Raw genomic sequence first — 21,391 nt, 5'->3', positions numbered from 1 at the left:
CGATCCACTGTAGCCAGGCCGGCTAACCGGCCAAGGGGGTTAGCGGCGCAGCGGGCCCGGGTAGAGGTACTCGTCGGCGGGCACCCCGTCGCCGCGGAACCACGCGGCGAAGAAGCCGTCGAGGTCCTGCCCCGACACCCGCTCCACGTGCGCCTCGAACTCCGGCCAGGACGCGTTGCCGTCCCGGTGCGCCGCCGTCCACTCCTTGAGCACCCGGTCGAACGCGGGGTCGCCGACCTGGCGGCGCAGCGCGTGCAGCGCGAGCTGCCCCTTGTCGTAGACGCCGCGGAACTCGTTCCCGCGGCCCATGTCGTAGAGCCTGCGGCCCCAGTACGAGTCGCGGTCGCCGACCCGCTCGACCTCGGCCCGGTAGCGGGCGTCGAGGTCCGCGCCGTCCTTCGCCTCCGCCCACAACCACTGGGCGTAGGAGGCGAAGCACTCGTTCAGGCAGATGTCGGCCCAGTTCTCCAGGCTCACCGAGTCGCCGAACCACTGGTGCGCGTTCTCGTGCACCACGGTGTCGAGGTCGGCCCACGCGGCGTAGATCGGCCGGGTCTGCGTCTCCAGCGAGAAGCCGATGTCGTCGGCCAGGAAGATCCCGCCCGCCGAGGAGAACGGGTACGGCCCGAACCTGTCGGCCAGGAACGCGAGCACCTCGGGCAGCCGCCGCTGGTGCGCGCGGGCGTTCAGCGCGCCCGGCGCGTAGGCGTCCACCACCGGGGTGCCGTCGGGCAGCGCGGACCGCTCGACCGTCCACCGGTCGATCGCGATCGTGGTCAGGTAGGTGGCCATCGGCTGGGCGGCGACCCAGCGGAACGTCGTCCAGCCGGCCTCGGTGGTGGAGCCCTCCTCGACACCGTTGGACACCACCGACCAGCCCTCCGGCACGCGCGCGGTCAGCGCGAACGACGCCTTGTCGCGCGGGGTGTCGTTGGCCGGGAACCAGGTGGTCGCCGAGTGCGGCTCGCCGGCCGCGAACGCGCCGCCGGTGGCCGACACCTGCCAGCCGCTGCGGCCCAGCGCGCGGTCCTCGAACAGGGTCGGCTCGCCGCCGTACACGACGGTGGTGGTGAACTCCTCGCCCGCGGCCGGCGGGGACGCGGGCGTGACGACCAGCTCGTGGTCGCCCTCCTGCCGGTGCCCGGCCGCCTGGTCCCGCACCCGCACGTCGGAGACCTCCAGCGCGTACAGGTCGAGGTTGAACCGGGACAGGTCCGCGGTGGCCCGGGCGGTGATCCGGGCGACGCCGTCCAGGCGTCTGGTCGCCGGGTCGTAGGTCACCGACACGTCGTAGGCGGTGACGTCGTAACCGGTGTTGCCGTCCTGGGGGTAGTACGCGTCGCCCGCGCCGTCGCCGCCCACGGCGTCGACCACCGGCGGCGTGGTGGAGCCCGTCGTCGTGGGCGCGGCGACCGGCTCGTCCCTCGGCAGCTTCGCCACCACGACACCCGCCACCACCAGCACCGCGATGACGACGATCAGGTACGGGCGCGCCTTCGGGCTGATGGCCATGCCGACATGATGCACGTATGAGCGTTGCGGAGTTCGGGGGATCGGGGCAGGGCATCCTGCTGCTCCACGGCCTGATGAGCCGGGCGAGCACGTGGTGGACGGTGGCGCAGTGGCTCAAGCGGTACGGGCGGGTCGTCGCGCCGGACGCGCGCGGGCACGGCCGCAACCCCGTGCGCGGGCCGTTCCGGACCGAGGACTTCGTCGCCGACGCGGTCGAGGTGATCGAGCGGCACGACCTCGCGCCCGCCGTGGTGATCGGGCACTCGATGGGCGGGCTGCACGCGTGGGCGCTCGCCGCGACCCGCCCGGACCTGGTGCGGGCGGTCGTGGCCGAGGACGTGGCGCCGGACAACCGGGGCCGCACGGTCGACGAGTGGCGGTGGTACTTCGACGCGTGGCCGGCCGCGTTCGAGTCCCTGGCGCACGTGCGGACGGTCGTGGACGTGCCGCGGGTGGAGGAGATGTTCGAGGAGCGCGAGGACGGCTGGCACCTCATCGCGGACCTGGCCGACCTGTACGAGATCGCCTCGGAGTGGGGCGAGCGGGCGTACTGGGACCACGTGGACGCGATCCGGTGCCCGATGCTGCTCGTGGAGGCGGGGCGCGGCGGCCTGCGCGCCGGGCAGATGGCCGAGGTGGCGCGGCGGACCGGCGGGTTCCACCTGGTCGTGCCGGAGTCCGGGCACGTCGTGCACGACGAGGCCCCGGAGGTCTACCGGGGCGCGGTGGAGGCTTTCCTGAGCGGCTCGATCCCGCCGGTCTGAGTGTCCACGATCGCCATCTCGCGGACCTTGGCGCGGATCGGCGTGATCGGGTGCAGCGCCGCGAACGCGGCCCTGATCTCGTCGTCCCCGCCGTCGAGCAGCGTGCAGTGCGGCACCCAGCTGCCCGGCAGGTGCCTGCTGTTCGGGTGCTTCACCCGACCGGCCAGCACGTCGTGCACGGCCGAGTGCACGGCCAGCAGCTCGCCGTCCACGACCGCGTCGAGCCGGAGCGTGCCGCCGGTGGCGGCCAGGGTGGGCAGCCACACGTCGGGCAGCCACAGCCGGGACAGGTCCTCGCGCAGCTCGGCGCGCACCTTCGGCCCGATCGTGCCCGCCGCCGCGTAGGTCAGGTGCGGCGGCAGCTCGGACCGCGCGCCGATCCGCCGTCGCAGCGCGCGCACGGCGTCCTCGGCCTCGGCGTCGAAGAACACCACCAGCGCGTGCACGTCAGTGCTCCCCGGGCAGCGCGAACAGGCCGTCGCGGGTCTGCTCGACCAGGCCGTCGACCAGCAGCGAGTGCAGGCAGCGGTCCCGCTGGCCCGGGTCCGACCAGACCAGGTCCAGCCGGGACTTCGCCACCGGCTCGTCCGTGCCGCGCAGCACGTCCAGCAGCAGGCCGCGCACCTGCCGGTCGGTGCCCGCGAACTTCTGCACGGCCTTCGCCGGGCCGTCGTAGGCGGGCCGCCCGTTGAGCTGCCACGCGCACGCGGCGAACACCGGGCAGTCGGCGCACTTCGGGGCGCGGGCCGTGCAGACCAGCGCGCCCAGCTCCATCAGCGCGGCGGAGTAGGTGGCGGCGTCCTCGTCGGGCAGGAGCGCTTCGACGTCCCGGAGGTCCTTGGTGGTGGACGGCGGGCCCGCGTCGCCCGCGCCGTGCACGGCCCGCGCCACCACCCGTCGCACGTTCGTGTCGACCACCGGGCACCTGCGGCCGTACGCGAACGCCGCGACCGCCCGAGCCGTGTAGGCGCCGATGCCGGGCAGCGCGAGCAGCGTGTCCACGTCGTCCGGCACGACGTCGCCGTGGTGCTCGGCGATGGCCTGGGCGGCGGCGTGCAGCCGCAGGGCGCGGCGCGGGTAGCCGAGCTTGCCCCAGGCGCGCAGCACCTCGCCCTGGCTCGCCCGCGCCATCGCCGACGGCGTCGGCCAGCGGGCCAGCCACTCCTGCCAGACGGGCTCGACCCGGGCCACCGGGGTCTGCTGCAGCATGATCTCGCTGACCAGCACGCCCCAGGCGGTGCACTCGGGCCGGCGCCAGGGCAGGTCGCGGGCGGTGTCGGCGAACCAGTCGAGGAGGAGTTCGGCGTCCAGGCTCATGGCGCCGCACAGTCTCCCACGACCGGTCCGCCGGCCACGACGGGTCAGACGACCTCGGTCAGCTCGCCCGTGTGCACGTCGTAGACGAAGCCCCGCACGTGGTCGCGGTGCGGCAGGAAGGCGCTCTGGCGGACCCGGTTCATCGAGCCGCGCACGCTGTCCTTCACCTCGCGGAACGCCTCCACCGACCACGTCGGGCGCAGCCCGGAGTCGCGTTCCAGCTCGTCCTTGAAGTCGTCCTCGGTCACCAGTTGCAGGCCGCAGTCGGTGTGGTGCACCAGCAGCACCTCGCGGGTGCCGAGCTTGCGCTGGCTCAGCGCCAGCGAGCGGATCATGTCGTCGGTGACGACGCCGCCCGCGTTGCGCAGCACGTGCGCCTCGCCCTGCTTGAGGCCGAAGATCTCGAACACCCGGATGCGGGAGTCCATGCAGGTCAGGATCGCCACCTGCATCGAGGGCCTGGGCGACGACCGGTCGCCGGGCACGACGTTGCCCAGCTCGGCATTGCGGCGCAGCAGCTCGTCGATCGCGGTCATCGCACACCTCCGTGGTCACCGGGATTGGAACGCGGCTCCCGCGGGCCGGCAAGGCGATCGGGGTGAACCTCACGTCCACCGGATCGGGTGACTGACGCCTCCCCGACTATTCCAGCCGACCGGGCTACCTTCGTGGCCGTGACCCAGCGCACAGGCCCGCACCCGAGGTCCGTGTACTGGCGGCGCCGCGCGGTGGCCGTCGCCGGGGCCGTGGCCGCGCTGGTCGCGGCGGTGTGGGCGGCCGGCGCGCTGCTCGGGCACGGCGACCCCGCGCCGGTCGGGGCGCTGCCCCGGTCCAGCCCGCCCGAGCCCTCGCGGACGTCCGCGGTCGCCTCGTCGTCCACCTCCCCGACCACCCCGCCGCCCGCGCCGGTCACGCCCACGCCGCCGCCCGGCCCGCCACCGCCGTGCGACCCCGCGCAGGTGGCCGTGGCGGCCGAGGTGGGCGAGCCGTCCACGCCCGCCGGCCGGCCCGTGCGGTTCACGATCGTGGTGTCCAACACCGGCCCCCTGCCGTGCGCGAAGGAGATCGGCAGGCACGTGCGCGAGCTGGTGGTGACGAGCGCGGACGGCGCGACGCGGCTGTGGTCGAGCAACGACTGCTTCGCCACCGAGGGGTCCGAGGTGCGGGTCATGCGGCCGGGCGAGCGGTTCGCCTACAGCCTGGAGTGGGCGGGCAGCACGTCCGAGCCGGGCTGCCGGGCGCACCGCCGGCTCGGCGCGGGCGACTACCTGCTCGTCGCGTCCGTGGCCGGCAAGGCGAGCGACCCGGTGGTCTTCCGGGTGACGTGAGCCGTCACGGCCGCCACCCGAGCGCCGGGCCGAGCGCGGTGGCGATGTCGGTGAGGATCTGGGCGTAGTCCTCCTGCTCGAACGTGAAGGGCAGGGCGAACGCCACCTCGTCCACCTCGCGGAACGCGGCGTGCTCGTGCAGGCGTTCGGCGAGCTCGGCGGACGGGCCGACGAAGTCGGGGGAGAACAGCAGCCCCGCCGGGCCTTGCGGGGTCTCGGTGCGCGGCAGCCGGCCCGCGGCGTAGGCGTGGTACTTGGCGCGTTGCGCCGGCGTGGCGGAGTCGGTCGGGACGACGACGAGCCCCTGCGAGACGCGGGCGCGTGCGCCGTCGGGGTGGGCCGCGCGGAAGGCCCGGATGTGGTCGCGCTGGATGTCCGCGAAGCCCGTGCGGCCCTCGGCCTTGACGACGCTGCTGACGAGCAGGTTCAGCCCGTGCCCGCCGGCCCACCGGGCGGACGCGAAGCTGCCGCCGCCGTACCAGACGCGGTCGGCGAGGCCGGGGGAGTGCGGCTGGACGCGGTCGGAGAAGACCTCGATGCCCTCCGTGCCGCGGAAGTCGGTGACGGGCTCGCCGCGCAGGTGGGCGAGGAGCCGTTCGGCGCGCCGGTAGCCGAAGTCCTCGGCGGCCGCGGTGTCGGGGTACAGCGCCTCCTTGACCCGGTCGTAGTGCATCGGCGGGCCGACGCTCACGCCCGGGTTGAGCCGGCCGCCGGAGAGGACGTCGACGGTGGCCAGGTCCTCGGCGAGGCGCAGCGGGTTCTCCCAGCCGAGCGGGATGACGGCGGTGCCCAGTTCGATGCGGGTGGTGCGCTGCGACGCGGCGGCGAGCACCGCGACGGGGGAGGAGATGCCGTGCTGCAGGTGCCGGTGCCGCACCCAGGCGCTGTCGAACCCGAGCCGTTCGCCGAGCCGGACGAGGTCCAACGTGGCCTCGTGCCCGCGGCGCGGGTCGGCCTCGTCGAACAGGCCGATGGTGAGGAAGCCGAGCTTGCGCAGCGGTGGCATGACCCGATTGTCGCTCGCCGGAGGGGGTGATCCACCTGGTGGAACTCAGAGGCGTTCGCCGAGCCGGCGCGCGAGGTCGGCCAGGTCGGCGTCGGGGATGTCGAGGTGGCCGCGGGCGGGGTCGAGGACGGCCGTCTGCTGCTCCTCGTAGGGGACGCCGGGCGGGAGGGGCACGAGGTGCCAGTGGACACGGCCGTCTCCGCCGACCGAGCGCCCGGCGGGCCGCTTCCCCTGCCGGCCTCGCCCGACCGCTCACGTCGGGCCGTCCCCGCCCACCGCCTCAGCCGCCGCCCGCCTGCCCTTGGCCGCCCGCTCTTGGTCGCCGCTTGCACCGACCCCTTGCACCTGGCCGCTTGCACCGGCCCGCTCGCACCGCCCGCCTCTGCCGACCGCGATGCCGCGACGGGCGTCACCACGGACGTCACCGGCGAGTTGTCCACAGGCTCCGGTTCGGGCGGCCCGGTTGTCGGCGCCTCCCGGCAGAATAAAAGCAGGGGTCCCCTGGGCGGGGACCCCTGCGCAGCGAGCGGGATGGGTGGCCGGGCGGCGGGTGGGCCGGTCAGGCCGGGTGGCCGGTCACGGGCCGAACCAGCGCTCCTCCGCCGTGCCGCGCGGCGCGGCGGCGGTGGTGCCGTGGACCAGTTCGGTCGACAGGGTGACGGCCCGCGGGCGGGTGCGTTCGGCCGAGTCGAGCAGCAGCTTGCCCGCCGCGCGGCCCTTCTCCAGCACCGGCTGCCGCACGGTGGTCAGGCCCGCCTGCTCCGCCTCGCGGATGCCGTCGAACCCGGTCACCGTGATGTCCGCGGGCACGCGCAGGCCCCGCCGCTGCAACTCGCCCATCGCGCCGAGCGCCAGTATGTCCGACGTGCACACCAGGGCGGTGATCTGCGGGTCGCGCTCCAGCACCTGCGCCGCCGCCGACGCGCCGGACGCCATGGTGTGGTCGAACCGCTCCGCCACCGGCACGGTCGCCCAGTCGACGCCGACCGACTCGAACGCCTGCGCGAGCCCCGCCAACCGGGCCCGCTGCACGTGGAAGTGCGCCGCCTGCTGCCGTTCCGGCGTCACGAAGTCGTCGTTGCGGTCCCGGGCCAGCCGCATGCACACCACGCCGATCCGCCGGTGTCCCAACGAGATCAGGTGCTGCCCCAGCGCGTGCATGGCCGCCTGGTCGTCGATGCCGACGCGGTCGACGTTGCCGATGTCGGGCTGGTCGCACACGACCGTCGGCACCGGCCGCTCCAGCACCGCGGCCAGGTGCGGGTCGTCGTCGGGCACCGAGTACACGACGAAACCGTCCACCCCCGCGCGGTGCACGGCCGCCACGTCCTCGCGCTCCGGGTTCGCCGGCACGAGCAGCAGCCCGGTGCCGGCGTCCTCGCACGCGAGCGCCAACCCCTCCAGGAACCCGATCGCCGCCGGGTCCCGGAACGCGTAGGACAGGTTCTCGGTGAGCAGCAGGCCCACCGCCCCGGCCTTCCTGGTCCGCAGGGAACGGGCCACCGGGTCGGGCCCCGGGTACCCGAGTCGTCTAGCTGTCTCCAACACCCGGCGTCGCAGCTCCGGCGAGAGCTGGTCGGGACGGTTGTACGCGTTGGACACCGTTGTCCGGGAAACACCCAGCTCCGCCGCCAGTGAGGCGAGCGTCGCGGGGCGTCGCACATGCATCGACCGCGCCATGAAGTGACCGTAACGGTTCAGAACCAATTACAGAAGTGGGGGTGACCGGCGTCCCTCCACCTTCTCATCAGTCCAGGTGAGAGGTGGTTACCTCAGGGTACAGTGGTCTAAACCAATGCGGGTGGCGCGGACGACTCGCGCACCACTAGGCGGGGCCGGAAAACGCGCGTGTAATTGCCGGCCGGACGCCGCCGCCGGTCCGGGTCGAGCCGGTGCACCAACTCGTCCACGGCCGCCGCGGCCATCTCCTCGATCGGCTGCGCCAGCGTCGTCAACGACGGGGAGCAGTACGACGCCAGCGGGATGTCGTCGAAGCCCACCACGGACAGGTCGCGCGGCACGGCCAACCCGCGCCGGTGCGCCTCCCGCAGCACGCCGATCGCCATGTGGTCGGACGAGCAGATCACCGCCGTCGGCCGCACGGTGTCCAGCAGCGTCGACACCGCCTCGGCCCCGCCCTCCGGCCCGAACGGCGCGTGCGCCACGTAGTCCGACGTCGCGGGCAGCCCGTCCTCCTCCAGCGCCGCCGCCCACCCGGCCCGCTTGAGCCGCGACGGCAGCGACCGCGCCGGACCCGACACGAACCCGATCCGCCGGTGGCCCAGCTCCACCAGGTGCCTGGTCGCCGCGTACCCGGCGTGCTGCTCGTCCACGGTCACGTCCGGCACGTCCAGCGACGGCGTCGCGCCGTTCAGGAACACCATGTGCACGCCGTCGGCCAGCAGCTTCGCGTAGTACGACGGCCGCGGGGCCTGGCCGAGCGGCACCTCGACGTTGGTGATCTCCGGCGACACGAACACCATGCCCTCGACGCCGCGCGCGAGGAGCATCCGCACGTACTCCTCCTCGCCCATCGCGCCCGCCCCGGTGGCCCGCGTGTTGCACAGCAGCGACGAGTACCCCAGTCGCGCCGCGCGCACCTCCAGCGCCTCGGCGAACGCCGGGAACACCGGGTTCGACAGCTCCGGCACGAGCAGCCCGATCACGCCGGTGCGTTGCAGCGCGCCCAGCCCTCGCGGCGTGTAAGGCATTTCCGCAAGCACCGCGAGCACGCGCTGGCGCGTCTCGTCGTTGACGCCCGCCCGGCGGTTGAGCACCCGGCTGACCGTGGAGATGCTCACCCCGGCTGCCCTGGCGATCTCGGACAGACCGGACACCCTGCCTCCTCGCTGCTCCCAGTGGTGACGTGCAGCCTGCCGTCAGCGGCAAATTTTTGCAACGCCCACCGTGGTTTCCGCCGTGAGGCCGCCGCCGTTACGGCTTGGTTACGTCCAGCCCCTTGACCCGGCCCTGGTCGGCGGGATGAAATCCGCGTCAACAATTTCGCAAGTTCTTGCAAGAGCCTTCATCACGGTGGAGGCCGCAGGAGGGACGACAGCAACGATGCGACGTACCACCCTCGTGACCGCAGTGGCGGCAGTCGGCGCCCTCGTCCTCACCGCGTGCGGTGGTGGCGACGGCGGCTCGGCGTCCGGCGACTCCGGCGAGATCACCTTCTGGGACACCAGCGGCCCGAACGAGAGCCCGGTGTTCTCCGCCATCGCGCAGGAGTGCGCGACCAAGGGCGGGTACAAGGTCAAGACCGAGACGGTCGCCTTCGACCAGGCGCTGAACAACTACCGGACCGCCGCGCAGGGCGGCCAGGGGCCGGACGTCTTCCGCGCCGAGGTCGCGTGGGTGTCGCAGCTCGCCAAGCTCGGCTACGTCGTCGACCTGACCGGCACCGAGCTGGCGAACGACACGTCCGACTTCCTGGAGACCCCGCTCGGCTCCACCAAGTACGACGGCAAGACCTACGGCGTTCCCCAGGTCACCGACTCGCTGGCGCTGTTCTACAACAAGAAGCTGCTGGCCGACGCCGGTGTCGAGCCGCCGAAGACGTGGGACGAGGTCAAGGCCGCCGCGGCGAAGCTCGGCGGCGAGAAGACGATCTTCATCAACAACGACGCGTACTACGCGCTGCCGTTCATCTACGGCGCGGGCGGCGACCTGGTCGACGCCGACGCGAAGAAGATCGTGGTCAACTCCGCGGACAACGTGAAGGCGCTGGAGACCGCCAAGGGCCTGCTGGACGCCAAGGCCGCGTCCACCGCGCTCGACCCGGCGAACTCCTACAACAACATGCAGGCCGCGTTCACCTCCGGCGAGGTCGCCATGGTGATCAACGGCCCGTGGTCGGTCGCCGACTACCTCAAGGGCAGCGCGTTCACCGACCCGGCCAACCTGGGCATCGCGCCCGTCCCCGGCGACACCGCGGGCAAGGGCTCCGCGCCGGTCGGCGGCCACGACTACGTGATCCGGCAGGGCACCAAGGCCAAGGACTCGTCGGTCAAGTTCATCGCCTGCATGAGCAGCACCGAGTCGCAGGCGCGCATCGCCAAGGAGCTGGGCCTGCTGCCCACCCGCAAGTCGGCCTACGAGAACGCCGACGTGAAGGCCAACGCGGTCGTGTCCGCGTTCGAGCCGGTGGCCACCTCCGCGCACCCGCGCGCGTGGATCCCCGAGGGCGGCCAGCTCTTCGACCCGCTGAAGATCGCCTACGCCGACGTGCTGGCGGGCAAGAAGGACGCCAAGACGGCGCTGGACGAGGTCGCCAAGGCGTACAAGGACACCGTCGTGCCCGAGTACACCGTCGGCTGATGATCCTCCGTGGCGCCCGGCCACCCCGGCCGGGCGCCGCGGGGCGGCGAAGGGAGACTTCGGTGCGCAGGTTCCTGGACCGGCACTGGTACGCGTACGCGATGGTGCTGCCGGTCGTGGTGGTCATCGCGGTGTTGGTGCTGTTCCCGCTCGCCCAGGGCGTGTTCTTCACCTTCACCGACATCAACGAGGGCAACATCGCCAACCCGATCCTCGACCGGCCGGCGACCTACGTCTCCGTTGGCCTCGACAACTACCTGAACATCCTGTCGGGCGACGCGAGCTACGGCGCGTTCTGGGGCACGTTGGCGCGCACGCTGATCTGGACGTTCGGCTGCGTGTTCTTCCACTACGCGATCGGCCTCGGCCTCGCGCTGCTGCTCAACCGCGAGGTGCGGGGCCGGGCGGTGTACCGGGTGCTGCTGATCCTGCCGTGGGCCGTGCCCGCGTTCATCAGCGCGTTCGCGTGGAAGTACATGTTCAACGCCCAGTACGGGATCATCAACCAGGTCCTGCGCTTCTTCGGCCTGCCCGACCCGGTGTGGCTCGGCCAGTCGGACTGGGCGCTGGTCGCGGTGATGATCGTCAACATCTGGCTGGGCGTGCCGTTCATGATGGTGGCGCTGCTGGGCGGCCTCCAGTCGATCCCCGGCGACCTCTACGAGGCCGCGGAGGTGGACGGCGCGACCGCGTGGCAGCGGTTCCGCAACGTGACGCTGCCCGGCCTGCGGTCGGTGTCCAGCACGGTGGTGCTGCTGGGCATCATCTGGACGTTCAACATGTTCGCGATCATCTACCTGATCACCGGGCCGAACCCGAACACCCGGATCCTGGTGACCTACGCGTTCGAGCGGTTCTTCTCCGGCGCGTCCCGCGACTTCGCGGTGGCGTCCACCTACGGCGTGCTGATCCTGTCGGTGCTGCTCGTCTTCGCGGGTGTGTACCGGCGCGCGCTGCGCAAGCAAGGCGAGGTGTGGTGATGACGGTCGAAGCCGCGTCGTTGAAGGCGGTCCCGCGGGGACGGGCGCCCAAGCGGGCGCAACGGTCGCCGCTGGCCAGCGTGGGCCTGCACGCGGCGCTGGTCGTGGCGTCGCTGATCGCGGTGTTCCCGGTGTTCTGGGTGCTCGTGACGTCGTTCAAGCCGGACGCCAAGGCGGTCGAGACCACGCCGAAGCTGGTCAACGACTCCAGCCTGGACAACTACGGGCGGATCCTGGCGGGCGAGAAGGGCGACTTCCTGGCGTGGTTCGGCAACTCGGTGCTGATCGCGCTGATGACCACGGTGCTGGCGGTGTTCCTGTCGGCGACGACGGGGTACGCGGCGTCCCGGTTCCGGTTCCCGGGCAAGCGGTCGCTGATGCTGTCGTTCCTGGTCGTGCAGATGTTCCCGTTCGCGGTGCTGATCGTGCCGCTGTACAACATCCTGCTGGCGCTCGGGTTGCAGGGCACGTCGCTGGGCCTGGTGCTGGTGTACTGCACGACCGCGGTGCCGTTCTGCACGTACATGCTGAAGGGCTACTTCGACACCATCCCGACCGACATCGACGAGGCCGGCCGGGTGGACGGCCTGTCGCCGTTCGGCGTGTTCTGGCGGCTGGTGCTGCCGCTGGCCCGGCCGGGCCTGGCCGTGACCGCGTTCTACGCGTTCCTCACGGCGTGGGGCGAGGTGGCGTTCGCGTCGGCGTTCCTGTCGGCGGCGGACGAGTCGAAGACGCTGGCCGTGGGCCTGCAGGTGTTCGTGCAGCAGAACCGGACCGAGTGGGGCCACCTGGCCGCCGCGTCGATCCTGGTCGCGATCCCCGCGATCGTCGTGTTCTACCTGGTGCAGCGGTTCCTGGTGACGGGCCTGTCGTCGGGCGCGGTCAAGGGCTGAACGGTGCGGGGGGCCTCCGTGTCGCAGCGGGGGCCCGCTCGCACCGCGACCAGCGGCTCCAGTACGCCGACGTGGTCGTCACCCGCCGCTGCGCTCCAGGGGTGTCGTGGATTCCTGGTGGCTGATGACCTTCACGGCGCAGGGGCCGGGGAGCCGCCACGGCGCTGTCCACGAGCGATACCGCTGGTCAAAGGCATGGTCGCGGCATCCCGACCGGGTGATCGCGCCTCGCCGGCCCCGGTGCCGGCGCGGCCGGCGCTGAACCGATCCGGAACTAGACCAATTCGCCTGTTCCCGTAAGCGCTTGCAATCCCTAGCGTTGCGGCAAAGCTCGGGCAGTGAAAGGTGCGTGGCATGGCAGAGGTGTCCTACGTCAAGGCTTCGCGGGTCTTCTCCGGCAACCCGCCGGTCCGCGCGGTCGACGAGCTGTCGCTCGACGTCAGCGACGGCGAGTTCCTGGTCCTGGTCGGCCCGTCCGGCTCCGGCAAGTCGACCGCGCTGCGCATGCTCGCGGGCCTGGAGGACGTGGACGAGGGCGCCATCCACATCGGCGGCAAGGACGTCACCAACGTGCCGCCCAAGGGCCGCGACATCGCGATGGTGTTCCAGTCCTACGCCCTCTACCCGCACATGACGGTCGCGGAGAACATGGGCTTCGCGCTCAAGCTGCGCGGCGTGAACAAGGCCGAGATCAAGGAGAAGGTCGCCGAGGCGGCCAAGATGCTCGACCTGACGAAGTACCTGGACCGCAAGCCGAAGGCCCTGTCCGGCGGTCAGCGCCAGCGCGTCGCGATGGGCCGCGCGATCGTCCGCGAGCCCTCCGTCTTCCTCATGGACGAGCCGCTGTCCAACCTCGACGCGAAGCTCCGCGTGGAGACCCGCGCGAACATCGCCGCCCTTCAGGCGCGGCTCGGCACCACCACGATCTACGTCACGCACGACCAGGTCGAGGCCATGACCATGGGCCACCGGGTCGCCGTGCTCAAGGACGGCCTGCTCCAGCAGTGCGACACCCCGCGCGCGCTGTACGACAAGCCGGCCAACGCGTTCGTGGCGGGCTTCATGGGCTCGCCCGCGATGAACCTCAAGACCGTCCCGCTGACGTCGGAGGGCGCGAAGCTCGACGGCCTCGTGGTGCCGCTGGAGCGCCGCGCGCTGGACAAGGCGGCGGGCGAGGGCCTGTCCGAGGTGACGTTCGGCATCCGGCCCGAGTCGCTCGCGCTGGTCGGCTCCTCGGAGCCGGGCATGGAGATGACCGTCGAGCTGGTCGAGGAGCTGGGCGCGGACGCGCTCATGCACGGCTCGGTCCGCATCGGCAACGTGCCCGAGCGGTTCGTGGTCCGCGTCGACGGCCGCACGCCGCCCACCCTGGGCCAGACGGTGAAGGTCGGCGTGCGCGACGCCGGCGAGGTCCACCTGTTCCACCCGGAGTCGGGCTACCGCCTGACCGACTGACCGACCGGTCGAGTCGACCTCGGGGCCACCTCCCGTCCCACGGGAGGTGGCCCCTGTCGTGTGAAAGAACACCCGGTCGGTTGGACACCTCGGTGGCGGAGCGTTCTAAACTGAACTCGACAACGGTTTCCATTGCCTTTCCGTCCGCCTGTCGAGGAGTGCTCTGATGACTGTCCGCAACGCGTTGCTCGGCGCGGTGGCCGCCGCGACCGCCGTCGTCCTCACCGCCTGCGGCGCCCAGGACACCCCCGCCGCCGACGACGGCGCGATCAAGGTCGTCGCCTCCACGAACGTGTGGGGCAGCGTGGTCCAGGCCGTCGGCGGCGACGCGGTGCGGGTCAGCTCGATCATCGACGACCCGTCCGGCGACCCGCACTCCTACGAGAGCAAGCCGTCCGACCTGGCGGCCGTGCGCGACGCGAAGCTCGTCATCTTCAACGGCGGCGGCTACGACGACTTCTTCGCCACCCTGCTCGGCCCCGGGACCGAGGGCGCGAAGAAGATCGAGGCGTTCCCCGTGTCGGGCAAGGCCTCCGACCACGACGAGCCGGAGCCCGAGGCCGAGGGCGGCGACCACGGCCACGACCACGCCGTCAACGAGCACGTCTGGTACGACTTCGAGACCGTCCGCAAGGTCGCCGAGCAGGCCGCCGCCGACCTCGGCGAGATCGCGCCCGACCGGAAGGCCGCCTTCGACGCCAACGCCAAGGACTTCACCGCGAAGCTGACCGAGCTGGAGCGGCGGGTCGAGGGCAGGGGCGCGGGCCGGAAGGTCGTGGCGACCGAGCCCGTCGCGCACTACCTGCTCGACACCGCGGGCGTCGAGGACGTCACCCCCGAGTCGTTCGCCGACGCCGTGGAGGCCGAGGCCGACATCCCCGTCGCCGCGCTGGCCGAGGTCACCCGGCTGATCGAGCAGAAGCAGGTGGTCGCGCTGGTCAACAACGCGCAGACCGAGAACCCCGCCACCAACCAGGTCGTCGAACGGGCCCAGGCGGCGGGCCTGCCGGTCGCCGAGGTGACCGAGACGCTGCCCGAAGGCGTCACGGGTTACCTTGACTGGATGACGAAGCAGGTCGACTCGCTGGTGGGAGCGCTCGGCGCATGACGGCTCGGGGCACGACGGCTCAGGTGGCGGACACGGCGACGGCCGCCGCGGTCGCGTTGCGCGGCGCGCGGCTGTCCTACGGCGACCGGGTGCTGTGGGACGGGCTGGACCTGGACGTCGCGCCGGGCGAGTTCGTGGCCGTGCTCGGGCCCAACGGGTCGGGCAAGACGAGCCTCATCCGGGTGCTGCTCGGCCTGCAACCGCTGACCGCCGGCACGGTCCGCGTGGCGGGCGGCAACCGGCGCGTCGGCTACATCCCGCAGCAGCGGGCGATCGACTCGACCCTCGCCCTGCGCGGCCGTGACCTGGTCGGCTTCGGCCTGGACGGCCACCGCTGGGGCATCGGGTGGCGCGACCGGCGCGAACGCCGGGCCAGGGTGGACGCGGCGCTGGAGAGCGTCGGCGCGACCCGGTACGCCGACGAGCCGATCGGCCTGCTCTCCGGCGGCGAGCAGCAGCGGCTGCGGGTGGCGCAGGCCCTGGTCGGCGACCCCGGGGTGCTGCTGTGCGACGAGCCGCTGCTCTCGCTCGACCTCGCCCACCAGCGCGTGGTCAGCGACCTCATCGACGCCCGCCGGCGTGCCGCGAACACCGCCGTGCTGTTCGTGACCCACGAGATCAACCCGATCCTGCCGCTGGTCGACCGGGTGCTGTACCTGGTCGACGGCCGGTTCCGGATCGGCAGGCCCGCCGAGGTGATGACCTCGCGGGCGTTGTCCGAGCTGTACCGCACGAACGTCGAGGTGGTCCGCGTGCGCGACCAGATCCACGTGGTCGGCGCGCAGCACGTGTGCGAGGACGAGCCGCACCACGTGGCGGATGAGGGCTGATGGAGAACTTCTTCGACTTCGGGCTCACCCTGGAGTTGCTGCGCTACGTGCAGCCGATGCTGGTGGCGGGCGCGGTGCTCGGGCTGCTGGGCGGCCTGCTCGGCCCGCTCGTGGTGACCCGCCGGATGGCGTTCGCCGTGCACGGCACCAGCGAGCTGGCGTTCACCGGCGGCGCGGCGGCCCTGCTGATCGGCGTCGGCGTCGGGTACGGCGCGCTGGCCGGGTCCGTGGTCGCCGCCCTGCTGCTGGGGCTGCTGAGCACCCGCGACTCCGACCGAGACTCGGTCATCGGCGCGATCCTCGCGTTCGGGCTGGGCCTCGGCATGCTCTTCCTCGCCCTCTACAACGGACGGACGGCGAACAAGTTCGGCCTGCTCACCGGGCAGGTGGTGAGCGTCGGGTCCACCGACCTGTGGCTGCTCATCGGCTCGTCGCTGGTGGTGCTCGTGGTGCTGGCGTTCATCCACCGGCCGCTGCACTTCGCCAGCGTGGACGCGGCCGTGGCGGTGGCGCGGGGCGTGCCGGTGCGGACGCTGTCGGTGGTGTTCGCGGTGCTGGTGGGCGTGGCCACGGCGTTGAGCGTGCAGCTCGTGGGCGCGCTGCTCGTGCTGTCGGTGATGATCACGCCCGCGGCGGCGGCCACCCGGGTCACCGCGAGCCCGGTGCGGGCCACCGTGCTGGCCGTGGTCTTCGCCGAGGTGTCCGTGCTGGGCGGGATGCTGCTGTCCCTCGCGCCGGGGATCCCGGTCAGCGCGTTCGTGACCGCGGTGTCGTTCGCCATCTACCTGGCGTGCCGGCTGCTGGGCCGCAAGCGTGAACGCGTGGCGCACTAGCGCGAAGTCGCGCACGGCACGTTTGAACCCCGCCGGGAACGGGTAGGCCGGACGTCGAGGGGGGCACCGGGGTCCACCAGGGCAGGTGCCGTGCCACGCGCGACGACGAACCGGAACCCGTGCGGCGGCCGTGGCCGTCGCGCCCGTTCCGCGTGCCTCTGCCGGCTCCCGGACGCCCCGCCGACGACCCGGCGCGACCGCTCAGGCGGTGCGGGTGACCTCGGCCCCGGCCGGCTGCTGCGGCTCGGCCCCGTCGACCTCGTCGCCGCGCGGCGCGGGCAGCAGCCGGATCTCGCCGCCGGCGACCCGCACCTGGTTGCGCCCGTTCTCCTTGGCCGCGTAGAGCGCCGCGTCCGCGCAGTGCTGCGCGTCCTGGAGGCACTCGCCGTTGTCCGGCAGCACGGCCACGCCGATGGACGCCGAGATGGCCCGCACCTCCGGCCCGTCCGCCGTCAGCGGCAGGTTCCGGCCGCGCAGGGTCACCGTGTTGCGGTGCTTGTCGGTGGTCACCACGGACATCTCGCCGATCGCCTCGCGCACCCGCTCGGCGATGGCCGTGCCCTGCGCCAGGCCCGTGTCGGCGAGCACCACGACGAACTCCTCGCCGCCGTCGCGGCCCGCCACGTCGCCCGGCCGCAGCTTCTCCCGCAGGATCCGCCCCACCTCGGCCAGCACGGCGTTGCCCGCCGGGTGGCCCCAGGTGTCGTTGATCCGCTTGAAGTGGTCCAGGTCGATGGCCAGCACGGTCACCGGCTGCCCGTCGTGGCGGCAGCGCTCGGTCAGCCGGCCCGCGTACTCGGCCAAGCCGTTGGTGTTGAGCAGGCCCGTCCGGTAGTCGGTGTGCGCGTCCTCGGCCAGCCGCGCCTGGAGCTGCTCCTGCTCGGTCAGCAGCCGCTCGAGGTGCGCCCGCCGCTGCGCCGCGTGGTACAGCAGCGCGTTGACCAGGATCACCGGGAACACCAGCAGCAGCGGACCCACCCAGTGCGTGGTCATCAGCATGCCGAGCATCGCGCCCGCGCCGAGCGTGCTCAGCTCCAGCATGTTGTCCGCCCGCGAGCCCAGGAACTCCTGGATCCGCGTGTGCGGGGTGACGATCTTCAACGCGATCGCGATGTTCATGCCCTGCGCGCCCCAGTTGACCACGCCGGCCACGATGAGCACGAGCACGAGGCCCAGGTCGGTCGGGATGCGGCCGGTGGCCAGCAGCGACATGCCCGACAGGTGCACCACGGCCCAGGCCAGCATCGTGCCGCCGAGGATGCTCGCCGAGCTGAACACGAACCGGTACGGCTGGCGGCGCGCGATCGGCTGGATCAGGATCCGCATCCACACCGTGGCGAGCACGGCCAACGCGCCGGGCAGCGCGATGGCGGCGGCGAACGTCCAGACCGAGGTCAGGTCGATGTGCGGGCCGGCCGACTCGTTGCGGCGCGATTCTTCGGCCCGCCGAACGATCATCAGGTGGACGGTGATGGCGAACATCACCGCGCCGAACCGCAACCAGTCGGTGTTCGAGACCGAACCCAGCCCGAACAGCAGCCAAATGGCGGCACCCGCTACCGCCGATTCGATGAAGAAGAAGTACGCCAGCGCGGCCGGTCGCAACGTCCACAGATCCCAGTTGCGAATCGAGGGCCGGCCGACTGCCCCAGACGCCTTCTGGTCAGTCAAACTGTTCTTCACCACGACCCCCTACCCTCTGCCCGGCGTCGCGCGGCGAACGCCGTTCGCAGCGGCACGCCCGTGCCCGAGACGCGCTCCGAGGAGGTGTTCGCCATGCGCAACCGCGACATGTGAGCCACTCCCTCCATCCCGGACCGAATGTTCACCGTACGTGCCCGCGGGCTAGCGGGCCGCAGCCGAGGGGTCCTTCATGTTTGACAATCGCGATATGTGATGGGTCCGTTTCAGATCGCCACCGCCTTCGGATCGTTCCGGGTGCGGGCCCGTCGCCAGGCTACGGTCGCCTGGGTGGCGAGCAGTAGCCCGATACCGCCTGCACCCGCGATCGTCGCGGTCACCGAGCCGACCGAGTGCGCCACGACACCGGCCAGCGCCATCCCGCCGCCCTGCGACGAGCGCAGCGCGGCCCGGCCGATGCCGTACGCCCGGCCGCGGTAGGCGTCCGGCAGGATGCGCATCCACGCCGAACGAGCGGGCGTGTGGTACGCGCCGGCCATGCCGGCGATCACCAGCAGTGCGATGGTCCAGGTCAGGTTCGGGTTCAACGCGAACATGACCAGCGGGGCCAGGGACAGTATGGCGAGCGGACCGATCAGCCGCTCGCGTTTCGCGGGATCGCGCACCACCCGGAACAGCACGGCCACGCCGAGGACGTTGGCGGCGGGCTCGATGGCCAGGATCAGGCCGACGGCCCACACCGCGTCCAGACTCGCCGCCAGGGGCACGGCGAGTCCCTCGGGGACCATGGCGAGGCCGGCCAGCAGGCGCATGCCCATCAGGCTGCGCAGCCGGGGTTCGGTGACCAGCAGGGTGAACGCGCCCTTGGGGCCTTCGGGGTCCCGCTTGGCGCCGCGGGGGTCCGCGGCCGGGCGGTGCTTCACCGACAGCTGGACCAGGATCGCCACCCACACGAACGTGGCCGCGTCGATCGCGAGCGCGACGTTGGGGCCCGCGCCGGTGACGAGGAAGCCCGCGGCGGCCAGGCCGGCCATCTGGGCCACGTCCACCGACGTGCCGAACAGGGCCACGCCGTCGTCGTAGCGGTCGTCCGAGAGCACGTGCGGCAGGCTCGCCTCCTGCGCCGCCAGGAACGGCGACGAAATCATCAGGACGACGACCAGCAGCACGATCATCAGCCACAGCGGCGTGCCCGGAATGGCCATGAGACCCACCAGGGCGGCCTGGAGCCACGCGCACCACACCATCACCGTGCGCCGCGGGAAGCGGTCCGCGAGCCAGCCCAGCAGCGGCCCGGAGACCAGCGGCGGGAACAGCGTCAACGACCACGTGAGGGCGGTCCAGGCCGGTGATTGCGTGCGCTCGAACACCAGCAGGGACAGCGCCACCGCGGCGAGCTGGTCGCCGACGGTCGACACCGTCGAGCCGATCCACATGCCGCGGAACTCGCGGTTGCCCACGAGCGCGCGGACGGTCCCCCCGGAAGTCACAACTCCCCCAGGTTGGTCGGCCCCGATGAGTGAGTCACGTTACCCCCACCCGAAGTAACAATTCCCTCGGTTAGCACGGTAGAAGCTGCCGGATGTGCAATCTCTGTCCTACCACACTGTGTACCCGAACGGAGCAGGTCGGTTACCTAAAGTAGTTACAACGGCGAAAAACCGGCCACTTATTCTTGACAGTTGACGGTAGGTGACACGGCGTGAGCAATCCTCGCCTACCCTACGTCGACCTGGGCCTCCATTGGGTTCGGCGCGGCTGGGCCGACCGGGCCAGTGGGTTCGTGCGGTCGCCGGCCCGCCGGGGGCCGGGTGCCGCGTCAATTGTGGAACGTCCGCGGTGAGTCGATCTTCAGAACTGGTAGTAGAGGAACGGACTGAAGGTACCGCTCGCCACAAGGATCGCGGCGTAGGCGACGCCGACCGTCATCAGCGAGACCCGGGCCGCGGTGGCGATCTTGTCGCGCGAGGACTCCAGGTAAGGACCGCTCACCGGGTGGGCGGGCATTGCGACGACCGTCAGAGCGATTATGAGCAAAACAATCCGCTGATTGGTCGCCGCCGCGGCCACGGCTTCGGTCAACCCGGTGAAATCGGGCCAGAACATGTGGCCGATGATTGTGAACGCGGTGCCGAGGTCGGCGGACCGGAAGAACACCCACCCGATTACGACCAGGAGCGTGGTCCCGGCCCGACGGGCAATTCGGGTACGCGTAGCGATCGGGGACGAATCCCAACCGAAACGCCGTTCCAGCACGAGCAGCGCGCCGTGGAAGACGCCCCAAACGAGGAACGTCCAGTTGGCCCCGTGCCAGAAACCGGTGAGGACGAAAACGATCGACAGGTTGCGGTAGGTCTGCCGCACCCCGCCCCGGTTGCCGCCGAGCGGGATGTAGACGTAGTCGCGGAACCAGCGCGACAGGGACATGTGCCAGCGCCGCCAGAACTCGGTGACCGTGACCGACGAGTACGGGCGGGCGAAGTTCTCCGGCAGCCGGAAGCCGAGCATCCGGCCCAGCCCGATCGCCATGTCGGAGTAGCCGGAGAAGTCGAAGTAGAGCTGGAGCGTGTAGCCGATCGCGCCGAGCCACGCGACGGCCGTGGTCATCTGGTCGGCCGGGGTGGCGAAGCAGGCGTCGACCATCGGCGCGAGCGAGTCGGCGATGATCACCTTCTTGCACAGCCCGAGGGCGAACCGGGGGAAGCCCGCCGCGATGTCGTCCCAGCGGTGCAGGCGGGGCTGGGGGAGCTGGTCGGCGATCTCCCGGAACCGCACGATCGGGCCCGCGACGAGCTGGGGGAACATCGCGATGTAGGTGACGAACGCGACCGGCTCGCGCAGCGCCGGCCGCTCGCCGCGGTACACGTCGACCACGTACGAGATGTGGTGGAACGTGTAGAACGAGATGCCGATCGGCAGCGCGAGGTGGACCACGGGCAGGTCCGCGCCGACGACGGTCGCGATGTCGTGCAGCTGCTGCGTGGCGAAGCCCGCGTACTTCCAGACCAGCAGGACGCCGAGGTTGAGCGCGATGGAGCCGACCAGGACCAGCCTGCGGTCGCCCGGGGCCCCGGGTTCGAGCCGCCGCCCGGCCAGGTAGTTGACCACCATGCAGACGAGCAGCAACACCGTCGTCCCGCCCGCGCCGGAGACGTAGAACAGCAGGCTCGCCACCGCGACCACGGCGTTGCGCCGGTTCCGGGGCGCGACGAGGACGGCCGCGAGCACGACCGGCAGGAAGAACCACAGGAACAACGGGCTGGCGAAGGACATCGCCGCAGACCTTATCCGCCGCCCACGGGGCTGGGAGCGGTTCGGCGGACAAACCGGCGCACTTCACAGCGGACGCCCGGTGACCGGCGCTTTCGGCCCGGGCACCGGTGCCGGGGACCGCCGCCCGAGCC

General features: G+C 71.9%; 20 protein-coding genes. 9 read left to right on the top strand and 11 right to left on the bottom strand.

What is annotated here, in order from left to right; translation table 11 throughout:
- Positions 1-39: 39 nt before the first annotated feature.
- Complete coding sequence (locus tag ACWEFJ_RS11870) at positions 40-1,512, bottom strand: M1 family metallopeptidase (protein ID WP_449713753.1); 1,473 nt, start codon at positions 1,510-1,512, stop codon at positions 40-42.
- 17 nt (positions 1,513-1,529) lie between these two features.
- On the opposite strand from ACWEFJ_RS11870, the gene ACWEFJ_RS11865 reads away from it, so the two are divergent.
- Complete coding sequence (locus ACWEFJ_RS11865; RefSeq protein WP_449713752.1) at positions 1,530-2,276, top strand: alpha/beta fold hydrolase; 747 nt, start codon at positions 1,530-1,532, stop codon at positions 2,274-2,276.
- On the opposite strand, the gene ACWEFJ_RS11860 is transcribed toward ACWEFJ_RS11865, so the two are convergent.
- Genes ACWEFJ_RS11860 through ACWEFJ_RS11850 form a run of 3 tightly spaced genes read right to left on the bottom strand, consistent with a single transcriptional unit; the run spans position 2,225 to position 4,129 of the window.
- Complete coding sequence (locus ACWEFJ_RS11860; protein WP_378089056.1) at positions 2,225-2,722, bottom strand: 2'-5' RNA ligase family protein; 498 nt, start codon at positions 2,720-2,722, stop codon at positions 2,225-2,227. The two genes, ACWEFJ_RS11865 and ACWEFJ_RS11860, sit on opposite strands and share 52 nt — an antisense overlap.
- A 1-nt stretch (position 2,723) precedes the next feature.
- Positions 2,724-3,593, bottom strand: a complete 870-nt coding sequence (locus tag ACWEFJ_RS11855) for an A/G-specific adenine glycosylase (RefSeq protein ID WP_449713751.1) — start codon at positions 3,591-3,593, stop codon at positions 2,724-2,726.
- Positions 3,594-3,637: 44 nt separating this feature from the next.
- Complete coding sequence (locus tag ACWEFJ_RS11850) at positions 3,638-4,129, bottom strand: beta-class carbonic anhydrase (RefSeq protein ID WP_449713750.1); 492 nt, start codon at positions 4,127-4,129, stop codon at positions 3,638-3,640.
- Between the two features lie 138 nt (positions 4,130-4,267).
- On the opposite strand from ACWEFJ_RS11850, the gene ACWEFJ_RS11845 reads away from it, so the two are divergent.
- Complete coding sequence (locus ACWEFJ_RS11845; RefSeq protein ID WP_449713749.1) at positions 4,268-4,921, top strand: hypothetical protein; 654 nt, start codon at positions 4,268-4,270, stop codon at positions 4,919-4,921.
- Between the two features lie 4 nt (positions 4,922-4,925).
- On the opposite strand, the gene ACWEFJ_RS11840 is transcribed toward ACWEFJ_RS11845, so the two are convergent.
- The 4 genes from ACWEFJ_RS11840 to ACWEFJ_RS11825 form a co-directional block, all read right to left on the bottom strand.
- Positions 4,926-5,927, bottom strand: a complete 1,002-nt coding sequence (locus ACWEFJ_RS11840; RefSeq protein WP_378089047.1) for an LLM class flavin-dependent oxidoreductase — start codon at positions 5,925-5,927, stop codon at positions 4,926-4,928.
- 45 nt (positions 5,928-5,972) lie between these two features.
- Positions 5,973-6,101, bottom strand: a complete 129-nt coding sequence (locus ACWEFJ_RS11835; protein ID WP_449713748.1) for a hypothetical protein — start codon at positions 6,099-6,101, stop codon at positions 5,973-5,975.
- 402 nt (positions 6,102-6,503) lie between these two features.
- The gene (locus ACWEFJ_RS11830) at positions 6,504-7,607 is read right to left on the bottom strand and encodes a LacI family DNA-binding transcriptional regulator (protein ID WP_378089046.1); all 1,104 of its coding nucleotides are present in this window, start codon (positions 7,605-7,607) and stop codon (positions 6,504-6,506) included.
- A gap of 107 nt (positions 7,608-7,714) precedes the next feature.
- The gene (locus ACWEFJ_RS11825) at positions 7,715-8,764 is read right to left on the bottom strand and encodes a LacI family DNA-binding transcriptional regulator (protein ID WP_378089044.1); all 1,050 of its coding nucleotides are present in this window, start codon (positions 8,762-8,764) and stop codon (positions 7,715-7,717) included.
- A 253-nt stretch (positions 8,765-9,017) separates the two neighbouring features.
- On the opposite strand from ACWEFJ_RS11825, the gene ACWEFJ_RS11820 reads away from it, so the two are divergent.
- The 7 genes from ACWEFJ_RS11820 (at position 9,018) to ACWEFJ_RS11790 (ending at position 16,346) form a co-directional block, all read left to right on the top strand.
- Positions 9,018-10,247 carry an extracellular solute-binding protein gene (locus ACWEFJ_RS11820; RefSeq protein WP_449713747.1) on the top strand — a complete coding sequence of 410 codons (1,230 nt, stop codon included), beginning with the start codon at positions 9,018-9,020 and terminating at the stop codon, positions 10,245-10,247.
- Positions 10,247-11,227, top strand: coding sequence for a carbohydrate ABC transporter permease (locus tag ACWEFJ_RS11815; protein WP_449713746.1), 981 nt, complete (start codon positions 10,247-10,249; stop codon positions 11,225-11,227). Before ACWEFJ_RS11820 ends, ACWEFJ_RS11815 begins: the two co-directional genes overlap by 1 nt.
- A complete protein-coding gene (locus ACWEFJ_RS11810; RefSeq protein ID WP_378089038.1) occupies positions 11,227-12,120 on the top strand; it encodes a sugar ABC transporter permease in 894 nt (297 codons plus the stop codon). Before ACWEFJ_RS11815 ends, ACWEFJ_RS11810 begins: the two co-directional genes overlap by 1 nt.
- Positions 12,121-12,474: 354 nt before the next feature.
- Entirely contained in the window at positions 12,475-13,575 is a 1,101-nt protein-coding gene (locus ACWEFJ_RS11805; protein ID WP_378089036.1) for an ABC transporter ATP-binding protein, read from the top strand.
- A gap of 166 nt (positions 13,576-13,741) precedes the next feature.
- Complete coding sequence (locus ACWEFJ_RS11800; RefSeq protein ID WP_449713745.1) at positions 13,742-14,683, top strand: metal ABC transporter solute-binding protein, Zn/Mn family; 942 nt, start codon at positions 13,742-13,744, stop codon at positions 14,681-14,683.
- Entirely contained in the window at positions 14,680-15,513 is an 834-nt protein-coding gene (locus tag ACWEFJ_RS11795) for a metal ABC transporter ATP-binding protein (protein ID WP_378089032.1), read from the top strand. Before ACWEFJ_RS11800 ends, ACWEFJ_RS11795 begins: the two co-directional genes overlap by 4 nt.
- Positions 15,513-16,346, top strand: a complete 834-nt coding sequence (locus tag ACWEFJ_RS11790; RefSeq protein WP_378089030.1) for a metal ABC transporter permease — start codon at positions 15,513-15,515, stop codon at positions 16,344-16,346. The genes ACWEFJ_RS11795 and ACWEFJ_RS11790 overlap by 1 nt, the downstream gene beginning before the upstream one ends.
- 201 nt (positions 16,347-16,547) lie before the next feature.
- Here ACWEFJ_RS11790 and ACWEFJ_RS11785 read toward each other — a convergent pair whose 3' ends face one another.
- The 3 genes from ACWEFJ_RS11785 to ACWEFJ_RS11775 all read right to left on the bottom strand — a co-directional run bounded on the left by ACWEFJ_RS11785 (position 16,548) and on the right by ACWEFJ_RS11775 (position 21,260).
- A complete protein-coding gene (locus tag ACWEFJ_RS11785; RefSeq protein WP_378089028.1) occupies positions 16,548-17,951 on the bottom strand; it encodes a GGDEF domain-containing protein in 1,404 nt (467 codons plus the stop codon).
- Positions 17,952-18,253: 302 nt separating this feature from the next.
- Positions 18,254-19,477, bottom strand: coding sequence for an MFS transporter (locus ACWEFJ_RS11780; protein ID WP_378089026.1), 1,224 nt, complete (start codon positions 19,475-19,477; stop codon positions 18,254-18,256).
- 361 nt (positions 19,478-19,838) lie between these two features.
- Positions 19,839-21,260 (bottom strand): MBOAT family O-acyltransferase, encoded by a 1,422-nt coding sequence (locus ACWEFJ_RS11775; RefSeq protein ID WP_378089024.1) that lies wholly within the window; start codon positions 21,258-21,260, stop codon positions 19,839-19,841.
- Between the last annotated feature and the right edge of the window lie 131 nt (positions 21,261-21,391).

This window comes from Actinosynnema sp. NPDC004786 (genome assembly GCF_053601135.1).
This window is presented reverse-complemented; position numbering and strand designations above follow the sequence as displayed.

What these genes read in the sequence shown, in the direction of transcription:
- ACWEFJ_RS11775 (WP_378089024.1), bottom strand. Translation starts at nt 21,260, where the DNA reads ATGTCCTTCGCCAGCCCGTTGTTCCTGTGGTTCTTCCTGCCGGTCGTG.
- ACWEFJ_RS11830 (WP_378089046.1), bottom strand. Translation starts at nt 7,607, where the DNA reads ATGGCGCGGTCGATGCATGTGCGACGCCCCGCGACGCTCGCCTCACTG.
- ACWEFJ_RS11790 (WP_378089030.1), top strand. Translation starts at nt 15,513, where the DNA reads ATGGAGAACTTCTTCGACTTCGGGCTCACCCTGGAGTTGCTGCGCTAC.
- ACWEFJ_RS11855 (WP_449713751.1), bottom strand. Translation starts at nt 3,593, where the DNA reads ATGAGCCTGGACGCCGAACTCCTCCTCGACTGGTTCGCCGACACCGCC.
- ACWEFJ_RS11865 (WP_449713752.1), top strand. Translation starts at nt 1,530, where the DNA reads ATGAGCGTTGCGGAGTTCGGGGGATCGGGGCAGGGCATCCTGCTGCTC.
- ACWEFJ_RS11810 (WP_378089038.1), top strand. Translation starts at nt 11,227, where the DNA reads ATGACGGTCGAAGCCGCGTCGTTGAAGGCGGTCCCGCGGGGACGGGCG.
- ACWEFJ_RS11850 (WP_449713750.1), bottom strand. Translation starts at nt 4,129, where the DNA reads ATGACCGCGATCGACGAGCTGCTGCGCCGCAATGCCGAGCTGGGCAAC.
- ACWEFJ_RS11795 (WP_378089032.1), top strand. Translation starts at nt 14,680, where the DNA reads ATGACGGCTCGGGGCACGACGGCTCAGGTGGCGGACACGGCGACGGCC.
- ACWEFJ_RS11840 (WP_378089047.1), bottom strand. Translation starts at nt 5,927, where the DNA reads ATGCCACCGCTGCGCAAGCTCGGCTTCCTCACCATCGGCCTGTTCGAC.
- ACWEFJ_RS11815 (WP_449713746.1), top strand. Translation starts at nt 10,247, where the DNA reads ATGATCCTCCGTGGCGCCCGGCCACCCCGGCCGGGCGCCGCGGGGCGG.
- ACWEFJ_RS11800 (WP_449713745.1), top strand. Translation starts at nt 13,742, where the DNA reads ATGACTGTCCGCAACGCGTTGCTCGGCGCGGTGGCCGCCGCGACCGCC.
- ACWEFJ_RS11805 (WP_378089036.1), top strand. Translation starts at nt 12,475, where the DNA reads ATGGCAGAGGTGTCCTACGTCAAGGCTTCGCGGGTCTTCTCCGGCAAC.
- ACWEFJ_RS11870 (WP_449713753.1), bottom strand. Translation starts at nt 1,512, where the DNA reads ATGGCCATCAGCCCGAAGGCGCGCCCGTACCTGATCGTCGTCATCGCG.